Origin of the sequence: Nostoc sp. CmiVER01, assembly GCF_034531135.2 — a bacterium.
GTDB lineage: Bacteria > Cyanobacteriota > Cyanobacteriia > Cyanobacteriales > Nostocaceae > Nostoc.
The window spans coordinates 128139-140562 of record NZ_JAVRBU020000010.1 but is presented as its reverse complement, the minus strand read 5'-3'; the positions used below and the strand labels follow the sequence as shown (position 1 = coordinate 140562).

Genomic DNA, 12424 nt, shown 5'->3' with positions numbered 1-12424 from the left:
TCATAGCCAGCACAAGCTCTTACAAAAATTTGAACCGGCGGCATGGGTGCAATGCCGCTTCATTTCCATGCGTCAAAAAACAGAGGAAATATGCGTATAATCGAATCTGATTCTCAAGCTCTACACTTACAAGAATGGCTCAACAGTAGAGTTGACGAAGAAATCTTTCATCTGAATGTGCGATCGCTCTACGGAACGTTACCCTACGAATATCTGCTCTACAGCCCCAAAATCTCCCGTCGCAATGATGGACGATTGCGCGATCGCGATTTGAAGAAATACCAGCACATTGAACTAGGCGGCTGGTGGTGCAATGGCGTTGACCCGCTTAACAACTACGCCCTGATGATGTGGGGTTGCTTCAAACCCGACCACCCCAGACGTGACCGCCAGAAAATCCACAAGTTCATCAAGTACGAGCATCCATACAGAGACGAGACACGCGCTTTCTTCCTCTTAGTGCCGAATCGTATTTGGGTAAAAGTCTCAAATCGCTCTGGTATCCCCATCACCGAAGAAGACTTGCAGCATCCTGGTGGGTTCTGGTACTGGGTTTGGCGGCATAATGTACCAGTCACAATAGTAGAAGGTGTCAAGAAAGCGGGGGCATTATTGACTGCCGGTTATGCTGCGATCGCTATCCCCGGTGTTAACGCTGGATACCGCACACCCCAGGAAGAGGACAAGGGGCAGGGTGCGGGGGGCAGAGGGGAAAATCTCTCTCCCCTGCTCCCTGCTCCCTGCTCCCCTGCCTATCCAATCGGTAAACCCTTTCTGATTCCCGACTTGAAACATTTTGCAACACAGGGGAGGATTGTTAACATCTGCTTTGACCAGGACAACAAACCTGAGACAGTCCAGCGAGTCAGAACAGCTATCAGTCGTATGGGACGGCTGCTGGTAAACGAGGGTTGTGAAGTGCGAGTGATAGATTTACCGTTAGGTGCAGAGAAAGGGGTTGATGATTTTATCGTTGCTCACGGTCAACCGGCATTTGACGCACTCTACAATACTGCCGTTGCACTGGAGTTGTGGGAGATTAAGCTGTTTACTTTGCTGACTTACCCGCCAGCGATCGCACTCAACCAAAGATTCCTCGGACAACTTCTCGTACCCGAAGGCGAAAAACTGATTATCCTCAAGGCTCCCAAAGGTACTGGTAAAACCGAATGGCTGGCAACTGAGGTGGCGAAGGCACACGACCAAGAGAGACGAGTATTAATCATCACCCATCGTATTCAACTGGGTGAGGCGTTGTGTAATCGCTTCGGTGTTAACTATGTTACCGAAGTCCGCACTAATGAAACAGGCACATTATTAGGATATGGGGTGTGCGTTGATTCGCTGCATCAGGAAAGTCAGGCGCGATTCAATCCGAACGACTGGGCGAATGATGTAATTATTATTGATGAATGTGACCAAGTATTCTGGCATTTGCTCAACTCTGGTACTGAAGTGCAAAAACGTCGGGTATCTGTTCTCAAAAACCTCAAGCAACTGGTACAGAATGTTTTAGGCAGCAGTCAGGGAAAGATTTACCTATCAAGTGCCGATGTGTCAGATACTGATGTGAAGTATGTTTTATCACTCGCTGGTGAATATCGAGTTAATCCATTCGTAATCGTTAACAACTATCGGCACATAGCTGGTAACTGTTACAACTATTCTGGAAGTAACCCGAAGAATCTCATCGCTACACTGGACAAAGCAATTGCCAAAGGTGGGCATCATTTATTATGCTGTTCTGCTCAGAAAGCCAAGTCAAAATGGGGAACGCAAGCATTGGAAGAACGTTTTCGCCGTAAATTCCCACACTTGCGAATCCTGAGAATTGATAGCGAATCTGTTGCTGACCCCTCTCATGCGGCTTTTGGTTGTATCGCTCATCTCAACGAGATTCTGACTCAGTACGATTTGGTTATCGCCTCTCCAAGTCTTGAAACTGGGGTCAGCATCGATATTCGAGGACATTTTGATGGTGTATGGGGGATTTTTCAGGGAGTGCAGCCGGTTAACTCTGTGCGGCAGATGTTGGCAAGGGTTAGGGAAACAGTTGATCGTCATATCTGGGTGAGAGAGTGGGGAATGTCGGTTGTGGGCAATGGTTCTACTACCATTGGAGGATTGCTCAGAAGCCAACACGTTGCAACACAAGCTAACATTGCGCTGTTGTCGGCGGCGGACAATGACGATTACAGCTTTGTTGACCAGAATTTTCAGCCAGAGTCATTGCAGACTTGGGGGAAGCGTGGTTCTGTGATTAACGTCGAAATGCGGCGCTATCGAGAGTCTGTTCTTGCAGGTTTGGTCGAAGATGGGTACACCGTTATTGATGCTTCGGATGCTGATGACGATGAAAGTGGGGTTGTTATCGAGTCGGTTAAAGCCGCGTCTGTTGAATTGTATGCTGCGGAGTGTAAAGCGATCGCTAATTCTGATGAACTCTCCCCAACCGAATTCAAAAAGCTGCAAGACAAAAGGGCGAAAACCAAAACCGAACGACATCAACAGCGCAAGGCAGAATTATCCCGTCGCTACGAAATTGACGTAACCCCTGATTTGGTTGAGAAAGATGACGATGGCTGGTATCCCCAACTGAGAATGCACTACTATTTGACACTGGGACGGGAGTTTTTGACAAAACGTGATGCGAAACGGGCAAAGGCGCAGTTGGAATTAGGGGAGAATTCCATTTGGAAACCGGATTTCAACAAGGGGCAGCTATTGCCAGGGGTGTTGTTGCTGGAAAATCTGAATCTGTTGCAGTTTCTTACACCAGACGTTCAGTTACGTGGAACTGACGACAAGATGATGGAGTTTAAGGCACTGGCTGTTGTGCATCGGCACGTTATCAAGAATTACCTAAATGTCAGTATCTCGGAAAAACTGACTCCTGTAGCGATCGCACAGAAGTTACTTGCCAAAATTGATTTGAAGTTGGATTACGTCGGTCGTCTTGGTTCACGAGACAACCGGGAGTGCGTTTATCAGTTTGTTGCCCCTGATGATCAGCGTGATTCGATTTTTGGGCAGTGGTTAAATCGGGATGAAGCATTAAATTGTGAATCGGTGTCAGTCACTAATAATATAGTTTTATCGACACCAGTGACTGACACAACCTCCCAAACATTAGAAGAGGTAGTGTCCAATCCCCAAAGACAAGCCTGGAAAGGGCTGAAACTAAAATTGCAGCAAGGCTTGGACAGTATTGGCTCTTCCTACAGTGAGTTAGTCTCCAAGTTTGGCGAAACTGTTGGAGTGGCTGATGGTGAGCCGTTTTGAAATGGGTATCTATCCCAGTGGCAAGTTTGGGTTAAGTTTGGAGGCGGGTGTAGGTCTGTGGTGTGCGATTGGTTGGTGGGGGTGTAGGTCATTCCTCACAAAACTCACCCGATTAATTGCATGTTATGGTAATCAGTCGAAAAAGTTTAATATAAAACAAATATTGCAATTTATGGAATTATGAAATGAGAATTACTAATATTTACGTCAAAAACAACTGCTTAGTATTTTGTATGGATGATGGATGTAAGTCAGTTTATCCTTTGTCAAATATTGTTATAGATACAGGCTTATCAATAGATTCACTCTCTCCCAATAACCTGACAGAATCGAGAGTGCAAGCAATTATTGAAGCGGAAGGTGAACAAATATCAATAGTCGAAATTAAAGGCCCGATCGGTAGGTTAGAAAATGCCGAAAATTGCCTTGATGTTGATTATAACGAAGTTTCTCATAGCTGCGTTTATTACTTTTCCGGGCAAGTCAATAAAATCCTAAATCAAATTTTTACCTAAAGATAAATCAGGTTTTTCGATTCTTGTTAATTTGTCTAACCATCTTGATGCTTCGTTATAAGATTTGAACTTGTTTTCACTAATACGGAACTCTTTAGTCTGAACCATTCTTCTTCCTTTAACCCACTTCGTGCCGTGGTACTTGTGCAACAATTCGTGATACAACACAAACTCAACTACGAACCCAAGTACTTTCGCATCATCTAGGGTTAAACTCATCACTATTCTGTCTCTGGCTGACTCGTAGTGTCCAAATTTACGGTAAGTGTTAACTCGGCTCCATGCTAAACGTGGTTTGGCAAGACTTGCTGCAAAATATTCATGATTGACTTTATCAAATAACTCATTTAGATTATAAAACTTGCCTTGTGGATTTTCTGCCACTACCTCGGCAATCAAATCAAGCTCTAACAATACAGCAATGTATTCTTCTGTACTAGCAAATGACCTGATGAGTCGTGTATTATCTTGACTCTTGCCAACAAGAGCAGATTCCACTAATGCTTGCAAAACTGCTTTTGGTGCATTTATAAATCCCTCACTAATCATAATCTCCGCTGTGCTAGCAGACTTTCTAACCTGATATAGCCCAGCTAAATTAGTTATTTCAATCATTAGTTTAAATGATTTTTGACCATGTATACCAAGAAGTTGTTTAGCACTTTCCAACACATAGCCAGTAGTTTTCAGGTGAAGTTTTAGATATTGTTCATCTGTCAAAAATTTAACCCATGAGTAGATTTTACTGGATAAATTCGTCAGATTTGATGGCGTTGCTTGTTGATTAGAACAGATGTTTTCAATTTTTGTTGCTGTTTGAATTAAAGTCTGATTTAGTTTTTGTATTTGAGTGGAATCATAATTAGGATTTGAAGATAAATGAAAAATTTCCTGTAATATGCTGTTTTGTTGAACTTTAATATTTTTTAAACTAATACTCTTAACGCTCATTTGATTTGTGTAACTATCAGGAATATGCCAGTTCTCACACCTTAATATTACTATTTAATCTGAGGCAATGATTCTTTGTAAGATGCGCCGCAGCGGACTGAATGGATGGCGTGATTTTTCGGCACAGATTGCGATCAGTAGAAAAGATAAGCAAATAATTTAACCTAGCAGTCAAAAAACCCAATACCAAATACCAATACCCAAAATCCCTCAAAGCGCCCACGCTTTGAGGGATTTGCATGAAAAAAAAGACAATTGTCTGTTCGTCATCTTCTGAGTCGCTTAAAGTAACGGGAGCAAGATTTGTTTTAGCCCAAGATTGAACCTGAACCAACTTCCCACTGCTGTTTGAGCAATTCTTGGTAAGTCGTTTCCCTTATCATCATCTGCTTATAGAACATTAGCAAAAACTCTTGAGCTTGTTCACGGGACATCTGCTGCACTTGATCAGAGAAAGTTCTAAGGCTAAATTCTTGTTCTAAAGATAATTCAATGGGTTGATTCATCGCTTTTATTTGAGTTTGCTAAATTAAGCAAATATTGCTTTATATAACTAAATGTTACGATATCTTTACAAAAAATAAAGGGTGTAAACCGTACTGATGTAGGTTAGAAATGCCGTATCTGCTACTGAAAACCTTGATATCACTCCATTGTGGCAACCTAAGTAAAAACCTAATTTCTAATATTCCTTACTCTGAGGTTTTTAAAAGCATTTTTCGCCTCTACTTTCGGCTGGCGATCGCAATCAGGCGGGCGAAACAGCGCCATCGCTCAAAAGAAGAGATGGGCAATACAATTATTCCTTTGGGCAAGAGTGATGAGCGTTGCAGCGTAATGGTGGAGTTTGAAGACGCTTGCCAAGACTTATTTGCTCAACTGCTGACAGATGCCCCGCAGTGGACTGAGTGGATGGCGTGAGAAAGTTGGGCACAGAAAGCGATCGCTAAAAGGTCAGTTCCTCCCAAGCAAAAAGAACTAACTCTTATCCAGCATCCAGAGATTATTAACTATGGGGAAACATTTAGTATCTTTGGATCTGTAACTAAATTTGGTTCCATATTCTTTGACACAACATCATAGTCAATACCCTCTAATATTAGATGGGGCGGCTCAAAGTGTTTTGAACTTTTTTTGGAGAAATCTCAATGACTATTTCAATGTACCAAGCTTTAATACCCGTGTCTATTCGCGCACTGAATAACCTTATAAACATTCTTGAAAAAGGTGCTGCTTATGCTGAAACTAAAAAAATAGATCCGAATGTCTTGATTAATAGTCGTCTCTCCCCAGATATGTTTCCATTATCAAAACAAGTGCAAATTGCCTCTGATATAGTAAATAGAGGTGCCGCACGGTTAGCAGGAATAGAACCACCTAAATTCGAGGACAATGAAACTACTTTTCCTCAACTTATTGACCGTATTCAAAAAACTATCTCTCATTTAAATACTTTTAAACCTGAGCAAATTGACGGTTCAGAAGAGAAAGAAATTACCCTACAGATGCGTGACAACACTCTCTCTTTTCAAGGAATGCCATTTCTCCTATATTTTGTTTTACCAAACCTTTATTTCCATGTCACAACAGCCTATGACATTCTTAGGCACTGCGGTGTAGAACTTGGCAAAGGAGACTTTCTTGGTCAGCCTTGAATTACAAACACCAGGTATTGACACCCAATCCCAAGACAATTCCCAAACATTTACCCAAGTGGAAGATCCTCTTGTCCTTGGATGGAAGGGGTTAAACCTGAAATTACGCCAAGGACTCGACAGTGTTGGAAAGTTCTACCAACAGCTGGTTTCCCAGCTTGGTGATGCAATCGGCGTTGCTGATGGGGAACCGTTTTGGAAGGCATATCTGGGACAGTAGCAGGTGGCTGTTAACTTTGCTTCGGGGTGTAAGTCTGTGGTGTGCGATTGGCTATGCGCTGTGTAACTTACTCTTTATCAGGGTCAGAAGCGTTTATACATCTACCAAATTACGTTTATCTAATTCCGCTATCGTCAAATTAGGGAAATTAACTGTTGACCTGATACATTATTATCTTCCAGATTACAGCCCCCACTTTTAAAATCATGGAACATTTCTTTAGTAAGCTTTCTAGATAGCAAATTGTAAAAGTTGTTTCTTGACAGGCTCAAAGCCAAAGCCAATCCCGAACTCAGGGGCAAAGGTGGTTATTGGGCGATTGTCACCGTAGTAAATGACTTGAGCAAGCGTCCTGATTAAGGTTCACGCCAGGAGTAGTTCATCGGCACCCAGGCATACCCCTGATCTTCTGCACGAATATGCCCCAATCCTGGGAAAGGCAAGTGGGCACCGGCGACGAGGCAGCGCGTTTTCTCCGCATTGGCTAACTGTTTGACACGTTGCGAAGCAGCAGCATCAGGATCGACATCATAAATGATTGCGATCGCAGGATGCAACAATTGAACCGAGGCAACGTGCAGCATGTCACCCCAGAACTCCATGCTCTCGCCCTGACTTTCAACGTGGTAGCAACTGTGTCCCGGCGTATGTCCAGGTGTGGGAAGCGATGTAATCCCCGGCAGAATCACCGTCTCGCCAGAAAATGGTTTCAGCTTGCCTGCCGCGAGGTAAGGTTCAACCGTCTTGATTGCTCCATAAAACGACTTTCTGCGGTTAGCCTGTGCTACTTCTGCATTCGCGCGATCAAGCCAAAAATCCACATCGGGCTGACCTACATAGACGGTGGCCCTTGGAAACATCAGTTGTCCATTTTCGACCAAACCACCGCTGTGATCGGTGTGAATATGAGTCAGAAGAACCATATCAATTTCATCGGGCGCACAGCCTGCCGCCTTTAGCGATGCCTGTAGCCTTCCACCCAGCTTTGATCCAAATAATTCTCCTGCACCTGTATCTACTAACACGCGGTGGTCTCCGGTATCGATCAGAAATACATTAATCGAGGTCTCGACAGGGTTTGCAAGGAAATTCCGGTGAAGGAGGCTATCGATCTTACCTGGGTTCGTATTGGTCAGAAGGGTGTAAAGATCCTGTGGTACTGTCCCGTCACTCAGTACTGTAATCCCGAAATCACCTAGCCCGAATCGATAAAGGCTTGGCGCTTGAGTTTTCATTGGGCATTCCTCAAATGTATTATTATGTTACATTATTTGGCGAACGGACAAACAATCATTTCGTTGACATCATGGCACAGCAAACTCCGAGTGCAAACAACAGTAAATCCTCAACCAATAATGATTAGTTATTTTAATAATGCTGAACATGCAAATCGCGCGTATTGCGATTATGCACCTTGGACTGGACAATGTTGGCTCTTGCTACAGCGAGTTAATCTCCAAAGTCGGCGAGGCTGTTGGAGTGGCTGATGATGAGCCTTACTGTAATGGGTATTTGGGGCAGTGGCTCCTTTGGGTTAACTTTGCTTGGGGGTGTACGTCTGTGGTATGCGATTGGTTGGTGGGGGTGTAGGTCAAAGTAGTTCACTATTCCATCAAAACCGAAAATGTGAGTCGGTTATGCAAGCAGTTTCCCAGTTTGGAGCAAATAATCTACTATTACCAAGCCATTGAAAAAAACCTAGAGCGGCAAAACTAACTTGAGAGGTGAAACGAAAGGCTTAGTTACGTTTGCGCGAAAGAAAATCAAAAACGATTTTTCTAGGTTTCCAAAATATCTCTAGCAAGTTTTACCACACTAGAAAAAAACAATTGTGTGTTCGTTTTCTTCTGAGTCGCTTAAAGTGACCAGAGCAAGTTTGTTTTAACCTAAGATTGAACCTGAATCAACTTCCCACTGATGTTTGAGTAATTCCTGGTAAGTCGTTTCCCTTATCATCATCTGCTTATAGAGCATTAACAAGAACTCTTGAGCCTGTTCACGGGACATCTGCTGCACAAGATCCGTAAAAATTCTCAGGCTAAATTCTTGTTCTAAAGATAATTCAATGGGTTGGTTCATAGCTTTTATTTGAGTTTGCTAAGTTAAGCAAATATTATTTTATATAAATAAATGTTACGATAGTTTTACAAAAGATGAAGGGGTGTAAACCGTACTGACATAGGCTATAAATGCCGTATCTGCTGCTGGAAACCTTGATATCACTCCATTGTGGCAACCCAAGTAAATAAAGTTTCTTACGTTGAGGTTTTTAAAAGCATTTTTCGCCTCTGCTTGCGGCTGACGATCGCTGTTGGAGAAGATGGGCAATACTTTGGGCAAGAGTGGTGAGCGTCGCGGCGTGATGCTGGAGTTTGAGGATGCTTGCCAAGACTTATTTGCTCAATTGGTGACAGATGCGCCCCAGTGGACTGAATGGATGGCGTGAAAAAGTTGGGCACAGATTGCGATCGCTTTCTGTCAGTTCCTCCCAAGCAAAAAGAACTAACTCTTATCCAGCATCCAGGGATTATTAACTATGAGGACTCGTCTTTGAGCCTCACCAAAATTCTAGTTGCACACCAACGTCAAAGCAATTCGCAATTATCAGTTCGCAATGACGCTCTCTACGAGATGCTAAAAGCGTAGCTTGCTTCGCTGTAAGGGTACGCAGACCCACTACCGTTGTGATTCTTTTGTTTCCGGCATTTTCAGCCACAACCAAAGAAGTCCGATCGCAGCGATAACGCCTAATGTGATAAAACCAACTTTATAACCTGCTACTTTGACCAAAAAACCGCTTGCTAGGTTGCTAATAGCAGCACCGATGCCAATCATCGTATTGATTGCTCCTTGTGCCAGATTAAATCGCCCGGTTCCTTGGGTTAAATCTGCAACAATAATTACAACTAGTACTGTAAAAATACCCGATGCAATGCCGTCTAAAACTTGTACTGAAACTAAAAACCAAGGGTTGTGGCTTATAGTATAAAGCCCAGTCCGAACTAAAACAGCAGCAAAAGCAATTAGTAGTAATGGTTTTCTGCCCCAACGGTTGGCGGCCGTTCCTGCCCAACCAGCTACGGGAATCATCGTTGATTGTGTCACCACAATCGCAGCAGAAATGTAGAGTGAGGGAGTGTTTTGCTGTCCTGCGGTTAACTCTTGACTAACTAAAGGTAGTATCGCCCCATTTGCCAGATAGAACAGAACTACAGACAAAGCAAATACGATCAGCGTGTGATTACCCAACAGATCCTTAACCGTAGCACGTTCTTTAGTATCATTTTCTTGTTCATCACCGCGAGCCTTTGTATTGTCAATATCTTGATTGCGAATCTGAAAGACTGAAAAAATGGTGGCAACACACAAAACTACTAAAAAGTAAAAAATCCAAATTCGTCCAGCAAATTGTCCTAACAAACCAGCAACAATTGCTGCACACACGTTGCCTGTATGGTTAAATACTTCGTTGCGCCCTATCCGCTTGTTTAAACGGTCTTTTCCTACCACTCCCAGCGAGATAGCTGAAACTGTTGGGCCAACGATTACTGCTGATATACCGATGACAGCCTGAGCTGCCACCACAGCAGGCAAAGCCGAAAAGTTGACAATCACCATATAGCTAATTGCAACAGCCAGAGTAGCTGTTGCAATCATTAATCGTTTATGACAAGAGGCATCAACTAGCGCCCCCGTTGGTGTTTGTGCCAGAATTCCAGCAATGCTAGTGGTCGATAGAGCAATACCTACTTGGGCTGGATTCCAATGACGATCTGCTGCTAAGAAAATTGCTAAGTAAGGTTCAAAAACATCTCGCACATCGCCCAAAGAAAGGTTGAGCCGATCCAAACTACGAACAGATGTGCTTTTAGAATTACTCAAGGAATGTTTATAACTACCAAAAAGCAGCTTATTAATCTTACGTTTGAGTTTTTGCATAAATCTGCTTTGGTCTGATTAGTTACTATTAAAATATAAATCTTAATAATATGTCATATTATTCTGATCATTCTTAAGACTGATTATTAGTAAAAAAATTAACTAAGATAGATGATTTAAGTATGATTTTCTCGTCGGAAATTTGCGTTAGCAAAAAGGTATAAAAAATATGCCTTGATTAGTAAAGCTTTTAGTGACAGTAGACAGACTTTAGTTTTTGATAGCTGATGTTTGGAGAGTTTTAATCAACACTAATCATACTGTAGGTAGAGCCAAAACAAATGAGAAAATATTCAAAATAGAGTTACAAATATTAATAATTTCTGATCGTGGATGAAATCTTGTGTAGCTGCTCCTGGAGATGGAAAAATGGTTTTTATGGAAAGTAAACGCTTGCTCTTCGTTGCTGACTTTCCATGTGTACAGCAGGGTAAAGACTTTTCTCAAACTTTAGTCCAAATACCACCCTCACCGCATTGCGAAGTTTGTGTAATTGTTCCAGTTCGCAATGAAGCTCAGATGTTGGCAACAACCCTTACTGCCCTGATACATCAAGTTGATCTACAAGGACAGCTTTTAGATCCCAGACGCTACGAAATAATTTTGTTGGCAAATAATTGTAGCGATGATTCAGCAGCTATAGCCCGGAGTTTCGCCCAAGAACATCCAGATATAGCACTGCATATAGTGGAAAAAACTCTGCCTCCTGCACAAGCCTATATTGGTCGAGTGCGTCAGATTTTAATGGATGAAGCATACCGTCGTTTGTGTAGCTTAGGACGCACAAGGGGGGTAATTGCTTCAACTGATGGAGACTCGCAGGTAAGCCCAACTTGGATTGCTGCCAATCTGTATGAAATTAACTGTGGTGCTGATGCTGTAGGTGGGCGAATTCTTGTTGAACGCACTGGTCGTGCGGATCTACACCCTTACGCCAGAGCTTGCTATCTGCGTGAAGTGGGCTACCGCTATTTAATTACTGAATTAGAAACTTATCTCGATCCCGACCCTGATGATAGATTTCCTAGACATTATCAACACTATGGAGCGAGTTTGGCAGTAACAGCAGAAATGTATGCACTGGCGGGAGGCTTACCACCAGTGCGGACTCCTGAAGATGTAGCTTTTTACCGTGCTTTGGTACGGGTAAATGCCCGTTTTCGCCATAGTTCTTTAGTGCGAGTAGTAACTTCGGCCAGACAAATTGGACGTACCAATGTTGGTTTAGCAAATCAGCTGAATGAATGGATAGAAATGGGACGGCAACAACAACCATTTGTAGTCGAGCCAGCAGGGGCTATCGAAACTCGTTTTGTTGCCCGCCGCCAATTACGAGTGATGTGGTGGTGCGTTCTTAATGGCTATCAGCCAGATCGTAAGAGCGTCGTATGCTTGGCAGAGATGCTGGGAGTTTCAGCCCAATGGCTTTTAGAAAAATTGACCCAACCTTATACCTTTGGTCAGTTGTTTGAACAAGTCGAAGAACGCCAGCAGTCAGAACAAATTTGGGCTTCGCGCTGGAAATTTGTGGAGATTGGACAAGCAATTGGAGACTTGCGCTTGCGTCTTGAGAGTTTACGGCTCACTCGGAGCAAACTCCAAAGAAATTCGACCCCGGATGATTTGGAACCACCTAAAGAGCTTTACCCTACGAAAAGCCTACAAAATGGGAGTCTTAAACCCTCGATCTAAGCGCGTCACAGAACATCCCATCCCACAGATCGTTTTATCTTAGCAGAGGGCAGTTTTCCCTAAGCCTAAACTACTCTCTGCAATAACTGCCTTTTTTGGTAAAACTAAATATCAAAAAATAAGGCTCATTTTATAGAAGAGAACAGGACAAGAGGATTTGGGGACAATTC

General features: G+C 43.0%; 15 protein-coding genes. 10 read left to right on the top strand and 5 right to left on the bottom strand.

The genetic code is table 11. From position 1 onward, the window contains the following. The first annotated feature begins 90 nt into the window (after nt 1–90). The 3 genes from RMZ43_RS18670 to RMZ43_RS18660 are packed head-to-tail and all read left to right on the top strand — an operon-like array spanning nt 91 to nt 3797. The gene (locus RMZ43_RS18670) at nt 91–3282 is read left to right on the top strand and encodes a plasmid replication protein, CyRepA1 family (RefSeq protein WP_322655982.1); all 3192 of its coding nucleotides are present in this window, start codon (nt 91–93) and stop codon (nt 3280–3282) included. Continuing rightward, nucleotides 3266–3466: a hypothetical protein gene (locus RMZ43_RS18665; protein WP_322655983.1), complete on the top strand. Its 201-nt coding sequence runs from the start codon at nt 3266–3268 to the stop codon at nt 3464–3466. The genes RMZ43_RS18670 and RMZ43_RS18665 overlap by 17 nt, the downstream gene beginning before the upstream one ends. A 1-nt stretch (nt 3467) precedes the next feature. Continuing rightward, nucleotides 3468–3797, top strand: coding sequence for a hypothetical protein (locus RMZ43_RS18660; RefSeq protein WP_322655984.1), 330 nt, complete (start codon nt 3468–3470; stop codon nt 3795–3797). On the opposite strand, the gene RMZ43_RS18655 is transcribed toward RMZ43_RS18660, so the two are convergent. Both RMZ43_RS18655 and RMZ43_RS18650 read right to left on the bottom strand, forming a co-directional pair. Then, nucleotides 3777–4748, bottom strand: coding sequence for a M48 family peptidase (locus RMZ43_RS18655; RefSeq protein ID WP_322655985.1), 972 nt, complete (start codon nt 4746–4748; stop codon nt 3777–3779). The two genes, RMZ43_RS18660 and RMZ43_RS18655, sit on opposite strands and share 21 nt — an antisense overlap. A 308-nt stretch (nt 4749–5056) precedes the next feature. Next, nucleotides 5057–5254 carry an NblA/ycf18 family protein gene (locus RMZ43_RS18650; protein WP_322655986.1) on the bottom strand — a complete coding sequence of 66 codons (198 nt, stop codon included), beginning with the start codon at nt 5252–5254 and terminating at the stop codon, nt 5057–5059. A 109-nt stretch (nt 5255–5363) separates the two neighbouring features. On the opposite strand from RMZ43_RS18650, the gene RMZ43_RS18645 reads away from it, so the two are divergent. From RMZ43_RS18645 to RMZ43_RS18635, 3 genes are all read left to right on the top strand, one after another. Continuing rightward, entirely contained in the window at nt 5364–5669 is a 306-nt protein-coding gene (locus tag RMZ43_RS18645; protein ID WP_322655987.1) for a hypothetical protein, read from the top strand. A 227-nt stretch (nt 5670–5896) separates the two neighbouring features. Beyond that, nucleotides 5897–6403: a DUF1993 domain-containing protein gene (locus RMZ43_RS18640; protein WP_322655988.1), complete on the top strand. Its 507-nt coding sequence runs from the start codon at nt 5897–5899 to the stop codon at nt 6401–6403. Next, nucleotides 6390–6623, top strand: coding sequence for a hypothetical protein (locus RMZ43_RS18635; RefSeq protein WP_322655989.1), 234 nt, complete (start codon nt 6390–6392; stop codon nt 6621–6623). The genes RMZ43_RS18640 and RMZ43_RS18635 overlap by 14 nt, the downstream gene beginning before the upstream one ends. 356 nt (nt 6624–6979) lie before the next feature. Here RMZ43_RS18635 and RMZ43_RS18630 read toward each other — a convergent pair whose 3' ends face one another. Beyond that, complete coding sequence (locus RMZ43_RS18630) at nt 6980–7858, bottom strand: MBL fold metallo-hydrolase (protein WP_322655990.1); 879 nt, start codon at nt 7856–7858, stop codon at nt 6980–6982. 148 nt (nt 7859–8006) lie between these two features. Between RMZ43_RS18630 and RMZ43_RS18625 the strand changes: the two genes are divergently transcribed. Beyond that, on the top strand, nt 8007–8213 hold the full coding sequence (locus RMZ43_RS18625) for a hypothetical protein (RefSeq protein WP_428850851.1): 207 nt from the start codon (nt 8007–8009) through the stop codon (nt 8211–8213). Between the two features lie 291 nt (nt 8214–8504). On the opposite strand, the gene RMZ43_RS18620 is transcribed toward RMZ43_RS18625, so the two are convergent. Next, complete coding sequence (locus RMZ43_RS18620) at nt 8505–8702, bottom strand: NblA/ycf18 family protein (protein ID WP_322655991.1); 198 nt, start codon at nt 8700–8702, stop codon at nt 8505–8507. Nucleotides 8703–8943: 241 nt separating this feature from the next. Here RMZ43_RS18620 and RMZ43_RS18615 point away from each other — a divergent pair, with 241 nt between their 5' ends. Then, nucleotides 8944–9069, top strand: coding sequence for a hypothetical protein (locus tag RMZ43_RS18615; RefSeq protein ID WP_322655992.1), 126 nt, complete (start codon nt 8944–8946; stop codon nt 9067–9069). Then, a complete protein-coding gene (locus RMZ43_RS18610) occupies nt 9066–9269 on the top strand; it encodes a hypothetical protein (protein ID WP_322655993.1) in 204 nt (67 codons plus the stop codon). Before RMZ43_RS18615 ends, RMZ43_RS18610 begins: the two co-directional genes overlap by 4 nt. A 30-nt stretch (nt 9270–9299) precedes the next feature. On the opposite strand, the gene RMZ43_RS18605 is transcribed toward RMZ43_RS18610, so the two are convergent. After that, nucleotides 9300–10562 (bottom strand): MFS transporter, encoded by a 1263-nt coding sequence (locus RMZ43_RS18605; protein ID WP_322655994.1) that lies wholly within the window; start codon nt 10560–10562, stop codon nt 9300–9302. 333 nt (nt 10563–10895) lie between these two features. On the opposite strand from RMZ43_RS18605, the gene RMZ43_RS18600 reads away from it, so the two are divergent. Beyond that, on the top strand, nt 10896–12254 hold the full coding sequence (locus RMZ43_RS18600) for a glycosyltransferase family A protein (protein WP_428850850.1): 1359 nt from the start codon (nt 10896–10898) through the stop codon (nt 12252–12254). Nucleotides 12255–12424: the final 170 nt, after the last annotated feature.